Raw genomic sequence first — 19211 nt, forward strand, 5'->3', positions numbered from 1 at the left:
AAATGAGTTGTTAAATCTCTATTAAAATATTAAAACCGCTCTTTTTTTGCAAAGATAAAAATATTTTAAAATTTATTTCTCGGTAAATGAACAAGATAGCTTTTTCGTCTAAAAAATATTTTAAATAATGTTTGGTAGAACAGATTTTCGCTCTATATTTGCATCACAATTAAGGCGGTGCCTTAGCTCAGTTGGTAGAGCAAAGGACTGAAAATCCTTGTGTCCCTGGTTCGATTCCTGGAGGCACCACTGCTTAAAACCTCAATCATTTGATTGAGGTTTTTTTAGTTTTAATTTTTAAATGTTAATAATATATTAAAAAATATTTTCAATTAAAAAAAGCCGATGTAGAAATACATCGGCTTTTACTTTTTATGTTGAAATAATTATTACGCTTGTTGCGCTTTAATTAAATTTAATGCTGAACCAGCTTTGAACCATTCAATTTGTTGTGTATTGTATGTATGATTTGCTACAACTAAATCTTTAGATCCATCTGCATGAACAAACTCGATTGTTAAAGGTTTTTCTGGCGCAAATTCCGTTAAATCAATAAAGTTGATTGTATCATCTTCTTGTACTTTATCATAATCTGCTTTGTCAGCAAATGTCAACGCTAACATTCCTTGCTTTTTAAGATTTGTTTCGTGGATACGTGCAAAAGAACGTACTAAAACTGCAACAGCTCCTAAATGACGTGGTTGCATCGCCGCATGCTCACGAGAAGAACCTTCTCCATAGTTTTCGTCACCAACAATTACAGAAGGTACACCTGCCGCTTTATATGCACGTGCAGTATCTGGAACTGGTCCGTATTCTCCTGTTAATTGATTTTTAACTGAATTTGTTTCTTGGTTGAATGCATTTACGGCACCAATCAATGTATTATTCGAAATATTATCTAAGTGTCCACGGAAACGTAACCAAGGTCCAGCCATAGAAATATGGTCAGTTGTACATTTACCAAATGCTTTGATTAATAATTTAGCTCCAGTAATATTTTCACCATTCCAAGGTTTGAAACCTTCTAATAATTGTAAACGCTCAGAATTTGGATTTACGATCACTTCTACACGAGAACCATCTTCTACAGGTGCTTGATATCCATTATCTTCATAAGCATAACCTTTTGTTGGTAATTCCTCTCCTTTTGGAGCATCTAACATTACTTCTTCACCAAATTTATTGATTAATTTATCTGTTAATGGATTAAAATCTAAACGTCCAGAAATTGCAATCGCCGCAACCATTTCAGGCGATGTTACGAAAGCATATGTATTTGGATTTCCGTCCGCACGTTTTTTGAAATTACGGTTGAATGAATGAACGATTGTATTTTTTTCTTCTTTATCCGCACCTTCACGATCCCATTGACCAATACAAGGTCCACAAGCATTTGTAAAGATAACCGCATCTAAATCCTCGAAAGTTTTTAATAAACCATCACGATCCGCAGTATAACGAACTACCTCAGAACCAGGATTAATTCCAAAAGATGATTTCACTTCTAAACCTTTATCTAAAGCTTGTTGCGCAATCGAAGCTGCACGTGTTAAATCTTCGTAAGAAGAGTTTGTACAAGACCCTATTAATCCCCATTCTACATCTAAAGGCCAACCATTAGCTGCAGCAGTTTCTTTCATTTTAGAAACTGGTGTCATTAAATCTGGCGTAAAAGGACCATTCAAACGAGGCTCTAATTCAGATAAGTTAATTTCAATTAATTGATCATAGAAGTTTTCTGGATTTGCATAAACTTCATCATCAGAACGTAAATAAGATTTGTGAGCATTTGCAGCATCAGCAACATCATTACGATCAGTCGCTCTTAAATATCTTTCTGAAGCATCATCATAAGCGAAGATTGAAGTTGTTGCTCCAATTTCTGCACCCATATTACAAATTGTTCCTTTACCTGTTGCAGATAAAGACTCTGCTCCTTCTCCAAAATACTCTACAATTGCTCCTGTTCCACCTTTTACAGTTAAACGTCCAGCAACTTCTAAAATAACGTCTTTTGGAGCAGCCCAACCAGATAATTTACCCGTTAATTTAACTCCGATTAATTTTGGCATTTTTAATTCCCAAGCCATTCCAGACATTACATCAACAGCATCAGCACCACCAACACCAATTGCTACCATTCCTAATCCACCTGCATTTGGCGTGTGAGAATCGGTACCAATCATCATTCCTCCTGGAAATGCATAGTTTTCTAAAACTACTTGGTGAATAATTCCTGCTCCTGGTTTCCAGAATCCAATTCCATATTTATTAGAAACTGATTCTAAGAAATTAAATACTTCTGAAGATTTATTGATTGCCTCTTGTAGATCGGTTTTTGCACCAACTTTAGCTTGAATCAAGTGATCACAGTGAACCGTAGAAGGAACAGCCGTTTTGGTTTTTCCAGCTTGCATAAATTGCAACAAAGCCATTTGAGCAGTTGCATCTTGCATTGCTACACGATCTGGCGCAAAATCTACATAAGATTCTCCTCTTGTATACGCTTGTGTAGGTTTTCCGTCAAACAAGTGAGCATATAAAATTTTCTCTGAATAAGTCAAAGGGCGACCTACGATGGCTTTCGCAGCATCTACACGTTCTTGCATTTTTGCATAAACGCCTTTAATCATATTTATATCAAATGCCATAATAATTGATTTATTTAATTGGTTTTAATTTATCAAAAAACATACCCCAATATACTGAATTATTTGTAAACTACTAACTCTTTACCGTGCTAATAATCTTATTTAAAACAATTCTAACTTATTTATTTGCAATATTATATATTTATCACAAAAAAAGGCTAACACCGAAATGTTAGCCTTTATTATATCATTTTCTACAAACAATTAGTTCATTGAAATTGGTTTAAACTTTGTTAAGTTAATACCTTCAACTGCAGTTTTGTACTCTTCGATAGAAGGAATACGTCCTAAAATCGCTGATAAAACAACTACTGGAGTTGATGCTAATAAAGATTCTCCTTTTTTACCATCACGGTCCTCAACCACACGACCTTGGAATAAACGTGTAGATGTAGCCATTACTGTATCTCCTTTTTCTGCTTTTTCTTGGTTCCCCATACAAAGGTTACAACCAGGACGCTCTAAGTACATAATGTTTTCGTATTCTGTACGTGCAGTAGATTTTGGCAATAAGTCGCTAAACTCAAATCCTGAGTATTTTTGTAACATTTCCCAATCACCTTCTGCTTTTAATTCGTCGATGATGTTGTAAGTAGGTGCCGCAACAACTAAAGGAGCTTTAAACTCAACTTTACCATTTGCTTTTTCTACATTACGTAACATTTGAGAAACGATTTTTAAATCGTCTTTGTGTACCATACAAGACCCTACGAAACCTAAATCTACGTGTTTATCACCACCATAGTAAGTTAAATCGCGGATTGTATCGTGTGTATAACGTTTAGAAACATCAGCATTATTCACGTCTGGATCGGCAATCATTGGCTCTTCGATAATATCTAAGTCAATTACTACTTCAGCGTAATATTTAGCGTTAGCATCTGGTTGTAAAGCTGGTTTTTCACAAGATTTAATTTCCTCGATACGTTTGTTTGCTTTGTTGATTAAACCTTGTAAAACTGCATTTTTGTTATCCATACCTTTATCAATCATGATTTGGATACGAGATTTAGCAATTTCTAAAGATTCAATTAAGGTATCATCTTGAGAAATACAGATAGAAGCTTTCGCTTTCATTTCTGCAGTCCAGTCAGTAAATGTGAAGGCTTGGTCAGCTAATAAAGTTCCGATATGAACCTCGATTACACGTCCTTGGAATACGTTTTCACCGTCAAATTGTTTTAACATTTGAGCTTGAGTAGCGTGAACCACATCACGGAAATCCATAAATGGTTTCATTTCACCTTTGAATGTTACTTTAACAGATTCTGGAATTGGCATAGACGCTTCACCAGTTGCTAAAGCTAAAGCTACCGTACCTGAATCGGCACCGAAAGCAACACCTTTTGACATACGTGTGTGTGAGTCACCACCAATAATGATAGCCCATTCGTCAATCGTGATATCATTTAAAACTTTGTGAATAACGTCAGTCATTGCATGATATTCACCTTTAGGGTCACGTGCTGTGATTACCCCAAATTCGTTCATGAATTTCATTAATTTAGGGATGTTAGCTTGCGCTTTTTTATCCCATACAGAAGCAGTATGACAACCAGATTGGTAAGCACCATCAAGAATTGGAGAAATAACTGTAGCAGCCATAGACTCTAATTCTTGCACAGTCATTAAACCAGTTGTATCTTGAGAACCAACGATATTAACTTCAACACGAACGTCTGAACCTGCGTGTAATACTTTTCCATCTGCAACACCAACTGCATTTTTGTTGAAGATTTTTTCAACAGCAGTTAATCCTTGTCCTTCGATAGAAACTTCTTTTGAAGGAGCGAAAACTACAGGAGCTTCAATTCCTAAAGTTTTAGCTGCGAAAGTTTGGATTTTTTTACCAAATACGATAGCGTAAGAACCACCAGCCTTGATAAATTCCATTTTTTGTGGAGTTAAAGCTTTAGAGATATCAATTAATTCTTGATCTCCGTTGTATAACTTTTTCTCTCTTGTATTGATAGTTAATACAGTACCTGTTGCTACTGAATAAACTTCTTCTAAAATTGGGTCACCGTTTTCGTTACGAACAACTTCTCCGTTAGCGTCAACTTTTTTAGTCCAGTTTTTTAAATCGATACCGATACCACCAGTTACATCAACAGTAGTTAAGAAGATAGGAGAAATATCATTTGTACCCGCTACAATTGGAGCAATATTTACGAATGGAATATATGGAGATGCTTGTTTACCTGTCCATAAAGCCACGTTATTTACACCCGACATACGAGAAGACCCAACTCCCATTGTACCTTTTTCAGCGATTAACATTACTGAAGCGTCTGGATGTTTCGCTTGTAAAGCTTTAATTTCAGCTTGAGCTTCAGGAGTAATCATACATTTCCCGTGTAATTCTCTATCAGAACGAGAGTGTGCTTGGTTACCTGGAGATAATAAATCTGTAGAAATATCACCCTCAGCAGCAATGTAAGTCACAACTTTTATTTCTTCAGCAACAGCTGGCAATTCTGTAAAGAACTCTGCTTTTGCATAACTTTCTAAAATATCTTTTGCAATTGCATTTCCTGCTTTGTAAGCATCAGCTAAACGAGCTGTATCTGCATCGTATAAGAAAACTTGTGTTTTTAAAACTTCAGCAGCTTGTTTTGCAATTGCTTCATCATTTCCTAAAGCTAAGTCTAAAAGAACCTCAATAGATGGTCCTCCTTTCATGTGAGATAACAATTCGAATGCAAATGTTGGTGTAATTTCAGCAACTGTTGCTTCTCCTAAAATAATCTCTTTTAAAAATTTTGCTTTTACACCTGCAGCAGAAGTTGTTCCTGGCAACGTGTTATAGATAAAGAATTTAACAGAATCCTCGCGGTATTCGTTGTTAACATCTTTAATTTGATTAATGATTTCACTTAGTAATTCTGCACCATCAATTGGTTTTGGATGTAAACCTTGACCTTTTCTTTCTTCAATCTCGTTAAGATACTCTTGGTAAAGACTCATAATTATCTATCTTTTCTTTTTAATATTAAAGATTGTTTAAAACCAAGCTACTTACACCTGATTTCATCCAATCAAAATGAATTATATAATAACACTTCGCTGTATCGTCACATCTTATGCAAAAATTATTTTCAACAAAAATCATTTTTGGCATAGGTAACCACTGTTATCAGAATACAAACTAAGTATGTAATTTTTTCGAAGGGTAATTTTTAATAATTTAACTCACACAAACTCAACACTCATAAGCATTTGAGTCAGAGTTTTATTCTAAAACTTACATTAACAATCATCTAAACAAATACGCGTTTAGCTATAAATTGGTACACAAAATTACGTTTATAGTAAAGATTTTTCATCAAAGAATGATATATTTTAGTTATATTTCAATAATTTAGAATTATTATAAAAAAGGTCTAAATTTCACTTTAACAATGTTTTAAACGTAAATAAATAGAAGTTAAAAATTAAAAGGTTCTTAAAATATCAACTCCATAATTTTTGGGTCATTTTTTTACGAAATTGAATTATTTCGAAATATTAATAAACATTCAATAATCAATCTTTCAAAATGCTATCAATCGTCTAAACATTCTCAAAAAACAATCAAAAATATTCAATATGAATAAATATTTATGATTATTAATAATTATACAAGTTTAATGAGATATTATGCAACTTTTTACTAACTTTGCGCCCTTAATTCATTATTATAGATATGAAACTTTGGGATAAAGGTTTTACCATTAATGATAAAATCGAAAAATTTACTGTTGGAAAAGACAGAGAATTAGATGCTCATCTTGCGAAATACGATGCATTAGCGTCGAAAGCGCAGGCAAATATGCTGGCAAAAACAGGTTTGATTACCAATGAAGAAAATGATGCGTTGCAAATTGCTTTGGATGAAGTTTTGGTTCTGATTGCGGAAAATAATTTCGAAGTCGACGAAAATTTCGAAGATATACATTCAAAAATTGAAGCTTATTTAATTGAAAAAACTGGCGATGCTGGAAAAAAAATTCACGTTGCACGTTCTCGAAATGATCAAGTTTTGGTTGCAATTCAACTTTTTAAGAAAGAGTATTTAAAACATACAACTGAAAAAATTGTCAATTTAATTGAGATTTTCTTACAAAAAGCAGACGAATTCAAGAATCATCAATTACCAGGATACACACATTTTCAGGCGGCAATGCCAAGTAGTTTTGGAATGTGGTTTTCGGCATATGCAGAAAGTTTGTTGACGGATTTATACTTTTTTGAGGCTGCATATAAAATTTCTGATCAAAATCCTTTGGGTTCTGGTGCAGGTTTCGGAACAAGTTTCCCAATTGATCGTTTGCAAACAACACAAGAATTAGGTTTTTCAGAAATCTTAGTTTCTTCTGTTGGTGCACAAATGCTTCGTGGAAAAACAGAAAAATCTGTCGCAACAGCTTTGGCAATGATTTGTGGAACGTTGTCTAAAATGTCGTACGATTTGGTTTTATACAATTCACAAGATTTAGCTTTTGTGAAGTTGCCAAACGAAATGACAACAGGTTCATCGATTATGCCGCACAAGAAAAACCCAGATGTGTTTGAGTTAACTCGTGCGCATTGCAATAGAATTCAGGCGTTGCCGAATGATATTATGATGACGATCAATAATCTTCCAAGTGGATATCACCGTGATTATCAAATATTGAAAGAAATATTATTCGAACCAATGATGCAATTTGATAATATTATTGACATCTTAACATTTGCGATTCCTCAACTTCAGATTAAAGATAACTATATGAATCAGGATAAATATGATCCGATTTATACCGTTGAAAATATTAATGAAGCGATTAAGAATGGAACACCTTTCCGTGATGCTTACAAAGAAGTTGGTTTATCTGTAGAAAATGGAACATATATACCACACAAAGAATTTCAGACTTCGCATATCGGAAGTATTCATAATTTGAGATTGGATTTAATTTCAAATAAAATCGAAAAATTCAAATTAGAAGCACAAGTTTTAAAATAAACACTTGTAATAAGTCAAAAATCATCCTCAAAATTATAGAATTTGAGGATTTTTTTGTCTTATAAATTTTATAATTTCGGAAAATATAAACGTTTAAATAATTGTAATTCTATATTTTGTAAAATAAAAAATGTTTTACAAAATAATTACAATCATTTTTTATTATATCAGGTCAAAATCATTCTAACTTTGACATATCAAATTAATCGATTAAAATTTAAAAAGATGAAAAAATTTTTCGCAGTAGTTGCAGTAGCAGCTTTATCATTAGGAGCAGTATCTTGTGGAGAGAAAACTGAAGAAGCACCAGTAGAAGAAGCACCAGCAGTTGATTCTTTAGCTACAGCAGCTAACGATTCTACAGCAGTTGCTCCAACTGATTCTACAGCAGTTGCTCCAGTAGCTGATTCTACAGCAGTTGCTAAATAATTTATAGCGAAGCTAAAATATAAATGCGCTCAACTAGGTTGAGCGCATTTTTTATGTTATAAATTCATCATGAATCTTAAAGTAGATTTCCGTCAAATTTTCCTGATTGTATTTTTTTATCAAGTTCTGCTTGAATATCCTCTAAAACAGGGCGAACAGTAGATTCTGGAATATCAGAAACTCTAATATACATTAAGCCATCAATTGCATCATTAAATTTTGGATCAACATTGAAAGCAATCACTTTTGCGTTTTGTTTGATGTATTTCTTAATCAAAACAGGTAATCTCAACATATTTGGCTCAAGCTCATCAATTAACTTATCAAATTTATTCAAATCAGCTTCAGATTCATCGAAAATAAATTCTTTATCTTCCTCTTTCAGCTTAACCTTAAACTCATTTTTTGCTCTCACATACTGCGCTACAGTAGAATCGTAATAATGAGATTTCATAAATTCGATCATCAAAGATTTTGAGAAATCAGAAAACTGATTACTAATACTCACTCCTCCAATAATAAATTTCTGATTTGGATTTCTCAACGTTACATGCACAATTCCTCTCCATAATAAGAACAATGGCATCGGCTTTTGTTGATATTCAGCTGAAACGAAAGCACGTCCCATTTCGATACATTTCTTGAAAAATGGATGAATTTCTGGATCAAAATTGAATAATTCATGAACATAAAATCCATTAATTCCATATTTTTCATACACTTCCGAACCAATCGCCATACGATATGCTCCAACAATTTTATTCGTATCCTTATCCCACAAAAATAAATGGTGATAATGATTATCAAATCGATCAAGGTCAATTTCATCATTTGTACCTTCACCTATCGCACGGAATGTTATCTCGCGTAAACGACCAATTTCCCTTAATATATTTGGAATTTGTTGAGCTGTAGAAAAGAAACATTCGTAATTATTATTTGTAAACAATAATGCTTGTTCATCTTTTCGTAAAGTTTCAATATCTTGAATTAATAAGTCTAAAGCTGTTTCCGAAATAATCGGCTTAACCTTTTTACTAGAAGAAGATAAGCTTGGTAAATTCGGCATTTTCAACTCAATATTCGAAGGGTTTTTCAATACTTGAGTTAAACTTCTTTTTTGTTTGTAATAAGACGAAAGCATGTATGTTTTCTTTCTCAAAAACTCAGAATAATCTTCTATAGACACATGCTCGTCTTGTTGTTTTTGTAAAATTGGTTTTCCAATACGAATCTGAATTGGTCGTGTTCTTTTCTTCATCATTTCAGCTGGCAACATTGCCGTTTGAAAATCTGGATGAATCTTCGCTACACGGTAAAAAATATTACTATTTCGCGCTCTAAAAAACATTGGAACAACAGGAACTTTCGCTTTTTTGATCAACTTCATCGCTGATTCTTGCCATTCTCTGTCAATAATTCTACTTTCGTCATCTCGATAAGAAACTTCTCCCGCAGGAAAAATCCCTAAACAACCTCCAGCTCTTAACAATTTTAATGCATCGCGCATTCCTGAAAGGCTACTGTATGCATCTTTACGTGTTTCGAAAGGATTAACTGGAATAATCATAGGTTCTAATGGTTTAATTTTTTGCAATAAAAAATTACCCATTACCTTGAAATCAGGACGAATTTTTGACATAAAATGCATCAAAATAATTCCATCCAACGCTCCAAGCGGATGATTAGAAATAATAATAAAAGGTCCTTCTTTTGGAATACGTTTTAAATCTTCTTCATGGATTTCGTAATCCATTCCCAAATCATCAATCAAATAATCCAAAAAAGGTTCGCATTGCAAATGCTTTCCACGATTGTACAAATCGTTTAACTGATCTATACTGAAAATTTTTTTCAATGCCCAAGCCACAGGTTTTCCTAAAACACCAATTTTAGAAAGACCCGAAGCTGAATAGATATCTTGTGTCGTGATTAAACTCATTTAAGCTTTAACAACTATTTGTAATGTTTCGCGCACTGTTTGTCGCAATAATTCTTTTTCTTTTGAAACAACTTTGTCAGAATCTGCATCGAAATGGCGAATTGTGTACAATAAAACATTGTTTTCTTCCTGCACTTTATACTCTTCGTTCATATCTGCAACAAACTTTTCTAAGTTGTCATATTTATCCTCCAAACATAAAGATAATGAAATTGCTGAATTTTGCATCAAATTTACTTTGATTTGATAATCATATAGTTTATTGAAAATTCCGCTCAATTTATCTTCTGTAATAAAAGAGAAATCTTTACTTGATAAACGAATCAAATGTTGCTCTCTTTTTAGGATAAAACAAGGTACTTTTGGATCTAATGGTTGACCTTTCGCTACCTCTGTTCCTGCTTCTGTAGGATTAATAAATGATTTTACGAAGAAAGGAATTTCTTTTTGTTGAAGCGGCTGTAACGTTTTCGGGTGAATAACAGATGCACCATAATACGCCAACTCTATTGCTTCTTCATATGAAATATGATTTAACAGCTCAGCATTATCAAAATAACGTGGATCAGCATTCAAAACTCCAGGAACATCTTTCCAAATCGTCATGTTATCCGCATTTAAACAATAAGCAAAAATCGCCGCAGAATAATCTGAACCTTCACGCCCTAAAGTTGTTGTGAAAAAGTTAGGATCAGAACCTAAGAAACCTTGGGTAATAAACAAACCTGTGTTTGGTAAACGTTTAATACTTTCTTCTGTTAATGCCCAATTTACTTTTCCTTCACGATATGTATTATCTGTTTTGATATAATCGCGAACATCTAACCATTCGTTATTAATTTGTATCGAATTAAGATACATACTGATGATTTTTGTCGAAATTAATTCTCCACAACAAACCACTTGATCATACACATAGCTATAATTTGGTGATTTGTTACGTCTTAAAAACGAAACAATATCATCAAAAAATTGCGAAATTTCGTTAGAAACCTCAGCTGGATTATCAAATAATTCTGTCGCTAAAGCAATGTGCTGTTCTTTTACTTCGTTAATTGTTTTTTCGAAATCTTGTTTTTCAAAATAGCGTTTGACTACCTCTTCCAATGCATTTGTTGTCTTGCCCATAGCAGAAACAATGATACATGTATTTTCGTAACCAACAGATTGCAATAAACTCGCAACATTTCTAACGCCGGCTGCATCTTTCACCGAAGCACCACCGAATTTGAAAACTTTCATTTCTATAAAAACTTTTTTTTGTAAATATTTAACTTGCAAATATAACCAAACTACACTTTATATGTTGACCGATTTTAATTAAAATAAAAAATAAATTTGAATGATGATTTTCACGTATTTAGATTAATTTCAAACGTTTGAAATGATATAAAATTGAGTTATTATTCCGATATTTGACCAGCAAAACATAATTATGAATACTAATTCTCATCAAACTCTTGGAGAGTTTATCATAGAAAATCAAGCAGATTTTATTTACTCATCCGGAGAATTATCTAGATTACTGAGTTCTATTAAATTAGCTACAAAAGTTGTTAATTATAAAGTAAACAAAGCAGGACTTGTAAATATCTTAGGCGAATTCGGAAATGAAAATGTCCAAGGAGAAAAACAACAAAAATTAGATGTTTTCGCAAACGATACGTTTATCGAAACGTTGTCGCAACGCGAAGTTGTTTGTGGTATTGCTTCGGAAGAAAACGAAGATTTTATCGCGATTCAACCTTCAAAAAATTCAAAAAACAGTAAATATGTTGTGTTGATTGATCCACTTGATGGCTCATCAAACATCGACGTAAATGTTTCTGTTGGAACAATTTTCTCAATCTACCACCGTGTTTCTGAACCTGGAACACCTGTTACAAAAGCAGATTTCTTACAACCAGGAAATAAGCAAGTTGCTGCGGGATATGTAATTTATGGAACATCGACAATGTTAGTTTATACAACAGGAAATGGTGTAAATGGATTTACATTGAACCCAGGAATCGGAACGTTCTATTTATCTCATCCAAATATGTGTATTCCAGAAGATGGACACATTTATTCAGTTAACGAAGGTAATTATGTAAAATTCCCTCAAGGGGTTAAAAATTACATCAAATACTGTCAGGCAGATGAGGAAGATCGTCCGTACACTTCTCGTTACATTGGTTCTTTATGCTCAGATTTTCACCGAAACATGCTGAAAGGAGGAATTTATATTTATCCTTCTGGAACAAATAATCCGAACGGAAAATTACGTTTATTGTACGAATGCAACCCGATGGCTTTTATCGCGGAACAAGCAGGAGGAAAAGCTTCTGACGGTTTCCAACGCATTATGGATATTGAACCTACAGAATTACACCAACGTATTCCTTTCTTTTGCGGATCGAAAAATATGGTCGAAAAAGCAGAAGAATTTATGCGAAATGAAGAATTGAAATAATCATTTCAAAAAACATAAATAATAAAAAATCCGCTCGATGAGCGGATTTTTTTGTTATCTAAACATTCAATTAAGGAATTGCAATACCTGGATAATTTCCTGGGTAAACGTGTCTTAAAGTTGAATGATATTTTTGGTTGATTGCATCAGCAAACATATTTGCGACAATTGCATATCCAGTTCCAGTTAAGTGAACTCCATCTAATGAGAACGCTCCACCAGAAACGAAAGTTGTTGTATATGTTTGTCCGTAATATTTAATCCCTGATTGAGAACTTAATTTTTTCATTTCAGAATATGCATCAACTAAAGCTAAATTATAAGCAGTTGCTAACTCCGCAATTGCTGCATTGTATTTAACTACAGCTGCTTCTGCTTTCGCAGTTTCTTTTGCTGTTAATACATAATTATCTGTCATTGGATAACTAACACCTACTACTGATAATTTACCAGCTTTCTCTTGAGTTAACCCTAACTTCATTAATTCTGCAACTCTATTTGTGTCAACTTTTCCAATTACAGATGAAGAAGTCAAAACCAATAAATCTTTTGCTGTTGCTTGACGAGCTTGTCCATAAGTAATTCCAAACAAAGTTGCAGTACCAGTATCATATCCTGCTTTAATTAATGCAGCAGTAATCGTTGTTGATAAATCCGCTAAATCTTTATCTTTAATTACTACAGCACTTGCAGCAGTCTTAGAAAAAGAAATTTTTCTTTCTGAAGCACCAACTGCATCAAATACTTGATTTAATCCTGCATAAGTTGCATTCAATTCATCAATCATTGGTGCAAAACTTGGATTTGCTGGTGATAAAGGTGCGTATGGAACCGTTGTAAAATATGGAATAGATGTTACAGAAGGAATATTTGCAATAACTCCTTTTGCTCCTACCGATGTTAATGCTTTTAATCCATCATTAATTGTAGATTTTACCACATTTACATTAGAAATATCATTACTTCCATAAGTTCTTGGATCAACATTATTTGTTTCATTATGATCTACTCCAACTCCTCCAGATGTTGCATAACCTAATACATCATTGTTCCCAATCCAATAAGAGAAAAATGTTGGCTTTTGAGCAACTGCATCTGCAACTACAGAAGTTGTCGCACCACTTGCAAAACGTACAAAATAAGGATTCGCTGTTGCTGGATCAGTTTTTAAGCCTGCTGGATTTCCATAACCTGGCGCAACTAAATGATAAGACTTAGCACCTGGAACTCCCATATTTTGAAACTTTCCTTTATCTGCTAAGATATCTAAAGCTCCACCCGCAGCACTTGGAACTGGTGTTAAAGCTCCATTTACAATTTGTAAATTCAATTTACCTGGAAAACCTGGTAAATCAGTAAATCCACCTGTATCATTTGACATATATGGAATTTTAAATTCTCCTCCTCCTGCAGCTTTCATCAATCCAGCTAACATGTTTGGGTAAGAATTTTCTTGTCCAGATTTGTACAATGCATTATCTCTATAACCAGAAGTTAACGAGTTTCCTAATGCGATATATGTAGAAAAGTTTGCTTCACCAGCAGAAACTTGAATATCTTCAATTGGATGTTCGAAATCTTCGCTACAGTTAAACATCGTAGCAGCTAATGCAACTAATACTATTTTATTTAAGTGTTTCATTTTTGTCTTATTTTAAGTTGTACGATACGCCTAAACCAAAGTTTATAGCACGCATTTTAACATCTCCAGAGAAGTTTTGTTGAATATTATCAATATGTCTTTCGTCTCCTTTTACATATGATCCAAATAAATCAACATTAAATCCTGACTCGAATCTAAATCCTAATCCAGCTGAAACTGAATTTAAGTTAGAACTTGGTGTTTCTGATGACCAATAAGCTGATGGCACTGGTGATTTATCGTGATAATAACCAACACGTCCAACAATCATCTCGCTGAAAGTATACTCAGCTCCAAAACGGAATAATGTATTGTCTTTCCAGTTTTTCGTAGAAGATGATGTGTAGAAAGTATTAGAAGCATCATTATATAAATTGATATCTAAACTTTTGTAACGTGTCCAGTTTTGCCAAACTACATCTCCAAAAAGTTCTAATTGTGGTAAAACTTTGTATGACATCCCAAATGTAAACTCTGATGGTAATGGTAAAGTTGTATTCCATTTATCTGTATTAAAAGGTACATTAGATGCAATTCCAGAAGGAACATTCGACCATGTAACATCACCTTTGTTTGCAGAAACATCTACATTAGAACGGTACGCAATTCCAACTCCAAATTTATCTGTTGGCTTGAACATTGCTCCAACATTAAATCCTAAACCATGGGCATCTTTATCCTCTAATTTAAGTTTAATATCATTTCCAGCAACTGTTTGTACTTTCTCTAATTTAGCTGTTCCGTGTGTATAAATGAAACCTACACCCAAACTAAACCAGTCAGAAAAACGATATGCAACCGTTGGCTGAATATTGAATGCTTTCAAGTCAATATGTGTAATATTTGCTTTGTTTTGCCAATCTTCTGGCCACGTAACCGAACTACCAAAAGGCGTCGTAACACTCAATCCAATTGCTAAATCATCTACAGGCTTGTAACTAACTGCCAAATACATTGGTGTTCCTAATTTACTATCTGTTTCTGCTTTTTGTAACGTCATTGGATCTTGCCATTTTACGTCAGTTTTTACACCAAAACCTCCGACAGCAATACTCAATTTACTATCAACAAAAGCTAAACCTGCAGGATTATAAAACGCAACACTCGCATCGTGAGTTTGTGTTGCAGAAGTTCCCCCCAATGCTGCTTGGCGAACTCCTTGTAAAGCAACTCGGTATCCACCTGCAAATGCAGAAGAAGATAAGCCGATTAATGCTAAGGTTAAGAAAATTTTCTTCATATTTTTTGTTCGTTTTTAATAATTCCTTTAAACAAAAATAACATAATTTTATAATAACGTTATGTTAACATAATAAATTTTGAAAAAATCTTTACTATTAAGGCTTTCAGCCAGAATAACATTCGTGTAAAATATACACTATTGATAAATTTCTTTGATTTTTTCAGATATAATATAACCTTCAGACCAACATGCCTGAAAATTGAATCCACCTGTTATAGCATCAATATTTAAAACCTCTCCAGCCATAAACAATTGTGGGATTTTTTTTGCTTGCATCGAATGAAAATCAATTTCTTTCAAATCGACACCGCCTGCCGTTACAAACTCATCTTTGAACGTACTTTTTCCATTAATTTGGTATTTTCCTTGCGTCAATTCTATTGCAATTGCTTCGATGTGTTTTTTCGATAAATCTGCATAAACCTTGTTTTCATCTATATTACAATAGCTCAGAATACTAAACCAAAAACGCTTCGGAAAATCGAATGGATTATTTTTATGCACATTTTTCTTAGCATCAACTTGTTTTTTATCATTCAAAAATGAAATGATTTCGTCTTTAGATTGATTTACAAAATTGATTTCAGTTTCGAATTTATAATTGCTTTCATTCAATTTTAAAGCACCCCAAGCCGATAATCTCAAAATCGCTGGTCCACTAAATCCCCAATGCGTAATTAGTAACGGACCTTCTTCTTCTAATTTTTGTTGATTGATTTTGACTTCAGCATTATCGAAAGAAATTCCCATCAATCCTTCAATTCGAGGATCTTTGCAATTAAACGTGAATAAAGAAGGAACTGGTTGAACGATTTTCAAACCTATATTTTTCAAACTTTTCCAAAATTTAGGCGTACTTCCTGTTGTCACAATCACCGTTTCGAAAAAATGTTTTCCTGATTTTGTTATCAATTCATAACCACCATCAACTTTATTAATTTCTTGCACACCGTCTGAGAAATTAAGCTGAACTTTATTTTTATCAACCGCTTTTGTCAAAGCCTCTATAATCGAAAGTGAAGAATCGCTAACTGGAAAAATACGGTTATCGTCTTCTATTTTCAATTCTACTCCGCGCTCATCAAACCAAGCCATTGTATCACCCGGTTGAAACGTGTAAAAAACACTTAATAATTCCTTTCTTCCACGCGGATAAAACTCGACCAAATCAAGCGGATCAAAACATGCATGCGTAACATTACATCTTCCTCCGCCCGAAATGCGTACTTTTTGAAGCGGTAAATTTGCTTGTTCAAACAATATAGTTTGTTGTCCTACAGTTTTTCCAAGGTTTGCAGCAACAAAATATCCTGCGGCACCACCTCCTACTATGGCTATTCTTTTCACGAGACAAAGGTAAAGTTTTATTTTTAACAGAATTTTTGATAAAAAAAGGAAATGTTTTCACATCTCCTTCTAAACTTTTTGTTCATGAAAAACGAACAAAGGTGTAATATTTTTATTTGCAATTTTCTTTGTAAATCCTGGTGAAAAAATCTTATCAAAAAACCCTTTATTGCGGCTTACAACCGTCAACAAATCTATTTGTTTTTCCTTGATAAAATCCAACACCGCATTTACAGGATCTGCATCATGATAAACTTCAAATACAATTGGATCTCCAGCAAACTGATCTTGCCAATCTTTCATCGCTTGTTGATTAAATTTTCCGTCTTTCGAAACGTGCATGCAATGAATTTTTGCATGATGACGATTTGCAATTTCGATCAAATACTTCAATGCATCTTTATCTTTTTGATCAAAAACAGTAGTAAAACCAATATTCTTAAATCCTTTGAAAGACATTCCATGCGGAATACTAAGAATTGGAACTTTCATCGACGTAATCGCATTTATCGTATTCGAACCGAAAAGCATTTTTTCTATTCCTGAATTTCCGTCTGTTCCCATCACTACAAAATCAACGCTTTCTTCTCCAATAATTTCACGTAAAATATATAAGAAATTTCCTTCTTCTAAGATAAATTTGATTGGAATTTCATTCAAATCATTTTCAACAGCTATTTGTCTTAATTGCGGAATATTATCTTTGAAGTTGTCAAAACTTCCTAATTCTACCGTTTCATATACATTCTGAATCAATCCAGCACTCAAACTTCCTGTAATCATTGGCAATTCGTAAACATGCAACACATAAACTTGTGCATCGATACTTTTTGCAAGATTTAGTGCATATAAAAAGGCGTTATTAGCTGTTTCTGAGAAATCTGTCGGGAACAATATTTTTTTCATCTTTTCGTGTTTTGTACTCAAAAGTTACGAATAATTTTATTTCAACACGAAAAAAGCTCAATCTATTTCTACAGATTAAGCTTTTTGTATATTCAGTATAAATTATCTTATTCGTGGAAAACAAACAAAGGCACGTTGTGTTGTGTCAAAATTTTCTTTGTAAAACTTGGTGAAAATAATTTCTCGAAGAAGCCTTTGTTACGGCTAACTACTGTCAACAAATCAATTTTTTCTTCTTTAATAAATTCCAAAACTGCATCTACAGATTCATCCGCAGTATAAATAAAAAAATCTACAGGTTCATCTTTATAATATTCTTTCCAATGATTAAGCGTCGGAATATCGTAATTTCCATCTTTCGAAACGTGTAAGCAATGCACTTTTGCTTTATAGCGATAAGCAATTTCGGTTAAATAATCTAAGGCTTTGCGGTCTTTATCTTGGAAAATTGTCGTAAATCCAATATTATTTATTCCTTTGAATTCGTAACCATTTGGCACGCTCAATACCGGAATTTTAAGATGTTTTATTGCATTCATCGTATTCGAACCAAAAAGGACTTTATCAAATCCTGTATTTCCAGTCGTTCCCATTACTACAAAATCCACTTTTTCATCTTCGATAAATGTTGGCAATACAAACGAAAGCATTCCTTCTTTTACGAAAAATTTCAAATCAACATTTGCAAAACCATTATCCTCAGCCATTTTTCTCAAGAACGGAATATGATCTTTTAAATTCTCGAAATTATTTAATTCAATTGTATTATAAACATCTTGCAAAATACCAGCATCGATTCCTCCACTTACCATTGGATACTGAAAAGCATGCAAAACATATAATTCTGCATTTTGATTTTCGGCTAAATTTAACGCATACAAAAACGCATTATTTGCTGTTTCTGAAAAATCTGTTGGAAATAATATTTTTTTCATAATCTGTCTGTTTAATAGCTTTTTAAAGATACAAATTATTAAATATCTATATTTTAATTTGATGTTAAATCTTATTGTTTTTTATTATTTACGATGATTAAAAATATTATCATTTTCGTATAAATAGTAATCCGTAACTTTGTACCTTAAATAATTTTTCAATTCATGAATAATAAATATTTTCAAAAAACCATTATTCGATGGTCAGATTTGGATGCTAATCGCCATTTAGCGAACGCTTCGTATATGAATTTTACAAGTTTTGCACGTATTGCTTTTTTGAGAGATTATGGCATTTCGATGAAAAATTTGGAGGAATATGGAATTGGACCAGCTATTTTGCACGAACAATTTTCTTTTTTTAAGGAAGCTATGGAAGGTGAAGAAATTTATATTTCGGTAGAAATTGGTGGAATGTCGGAAGATGGAATGATTTATCAATTTATTCATAATTTATATAACCAAGATGGTGTACATCTTTGCCATTCTGAATTGACAGGTGTTTGGTTTTCGATGTCGAAAAGAAAAATGCAAGCACCACCAACAGAAATGTTAGAAAATATTAAAAAATCATTTGAAGGACAAACCGTCAAAACAATGTCGAAACAGGACATTATCAATTTACCTTTTCGTTCAGAAAATATAGATCCTTCAATCTTTACTCAAAAATAAAA

13 protein-coding genes and 1 tRNA gene are annotated in these 19211 nt (G+C 33.1%); 5 read left to right on the forward strand and 9 right to left on the reverse strand.

Annotation, left to right across the window (positions count from 1 at the left end; genetic code table 11):
* Window positions 1-176: 176 nt before the first annotated feature.
* Window positions 177-249, forward strand: a tRNA-Phe gene (locus B4L98_RS13550).
* 140 nt (window positions 250-389) lie between these two features.
* On the opposite strand, the gene B4L98_RS13555 is transcribed toward B4L98_RS13550, so the two are convergent.
* Window positions 390-2654, reverse strand: coding sequence for an aconitate hydratase (locus B4L98_RS13555; RefSeq protein ID WP_125349916.1), 2265 nt, complete (start codon window positions 2652-2654; stop codon window positions 390-392).
* Window positions 2655-2858: 204 nt separating this feature from the next.
* A complete protein-coding gene (locus B4L98_RS13560) occupies window positions 2859-5621 on the reverse strand; it encodes a bifunctional aconitate hydratase 2/2-methylisocitrate dehydratase (RefSeq protein WP_291078503.1) in 2763 nt (920 codons plus the stop codon).
* A gap of 718 nt (window positions 5622-6339) precedes the next feature.
* On the opposite strand from B4L98_RS13560, the gene argH reads away from it, so the two are divergent.
* Window positions 6340-7641: an argininosuccinate lyase gene (gene argH, locus B4L98_RS13565; RefSeq protein WP_219034266.1), complete on the forward strand. Its 1302-nt coding sequence runs from the start codon at window positions 6340-6342 to the stop codon at window positions 7639-7641.
* A gap of 225 nt (window positions 7642-7866) precedes the next feature.
* A complete protein-coding gene (locus B4L98_RS13570) occupies window positions 7867-8070 on the forward strand; it encodes a hypothetical protein (RefSeq protein ID WP_291052585.1) in 204 nt (67 codons plus the stop codon).
* Window positions 8071-8146: 76 nt separating this feature from the next.
* Here B4L98_RS13570 and B4L98_RS13575 read toward each other — a convergent pair whose 3' ends face one another.
* Together B4L98_RS13575 and B4L98_RS13580 are read right to left on the reverse strand one after the other, a co-directional pair.
* On the reverse strand, window positions 8147-10012 hold the full coding sequence (locus B4L98_RS13575) for a GNAT family N-acyltransferase (RefSeq protein ID WP_219034268.1): 1866 nt from the start codon (window positions 10010-10012) through the stop codon (window positions 8147-8149).
* Window positions 10013-11254, reverse strand: a complete 1242-nt coding sequence (locus B4L98_RS13580) for an aspartate kinase (RefSeq protein ID WP_219034269.1) — start codon at window positions 11252-11254, stop codon at window positions 10013-10015. It lies immediately after the preceding gene.
* Window positions 11255-11447: 193 nt separating this feature from the next.
* Here B4L98_RS13580 and fbp point away from each other — a divergent pair, with 193 nt between their 5' ends.
* A complete protein-coding gene (gene fbp / locus B4L98_RS13585) occupies window positions 11448-12464 on the forward strand; it encodes a class 1 fructose-bisphosphatase (protein ID WP_114998305.1) in 1017 nt (338 codons plus the stop codon).
* A 70-nt stretch (window positions 12465-12534) separates the two neighbouring features.
* On the opposite strand, the gene B4L98_RS13590 is transcribed toward fbp, so the two are convergent.
* The 5 genes from B4L98_RS13590 to B4L98_RS13610 all read right to left on the reverse strand — a co-directional run bounded on the left by B4L98_RS13590 (window position 12535) and on the right by B4L98_RS13610 (window position 18537).
* Window positions 12535-14106: a G-D-S-L family lipolytic protein gene (locus B4L98_RS13590; RefSeq protein WP_286495448.1), complete on the reverse strand. Its 1572-nt coding sequence runs from the start codon at window positions 14104-14106 to the stop codon at window positions 12535-12537.
* 7 nt (window positions 14107-14113) lie between these two features.
* On the reverse strand, window positions 14114-15346 hold the full coding sequence (locus tag B4L98_RS13595; RefSeq protein ID WP_221854422.1) for an OmpP1/FadL family transporter: 1233 nt from the start codon (window positions 15344-15346) through the stop codon (window positions 14114-14116).
* Between the two features lie 138 nt (window positions 15347-15484).
* A complete protein-coding gene (locus B4L98_RS13600; protein WP_286495449.1) occupies window positions 15485-16696 on the reverse strand; it encodes an NAD(P)/FAD-dependent oxidoreductase in 1212 nt (403 codons plus the stop codon).
* Window positions 16697-16765: 69 nt separating this feature from the next.
* The gene (locus B4L98_RS13605; protein ID WP_291046264.1) at window positions 16766-17602 is read right to left on the reverse strand and encodes a universal stress protein; all 837 of its coding nucleotides are present in this window, start codon (window positions 17600-17602) and stop codon (window positions 16766-16768) included.
* A gap of 107 nt (window positions 17603-17709) precedes the next feature.
* On the reverse strand, window positions 17710-18537 hold the full coding sequence (locus B4L98_RS13610; protein WP_114998314.1) for a universal stress protein: 828 nt from the start codon (window positions 18535-18537) through the stop codon (window positions 17710-17712).
* A 165-nt stretch (window positions 18538-18702) separates the two neighbouring features.
* Here B4L98_RS13610 and B4L98_RS13615 point away from each other — a divergent pair, with 165 nt between their 5' ends.
* Window positions 18703-19209, forward strand: coding sequence for an acyl-CoA thioesterase (locus tag B4L98_RS13615; RefSeq protein WP_114998316.1), 507 nt, complete (start codon window positions 18703-18705; stop codon window positions 19207-19209).
* Window positions 19210-19211: the final 2 nt, after the last annotated feature.

Source organism: Empedobacter sp. UBA5528 (genome assembly GCF_002426075.1).
Lineage (GTDB): Bacteria > Bacteroidota > Bacteroidia > Flavobacteriales > Weeksellaceae > Empedobacter > Empedobacter falsenii_B.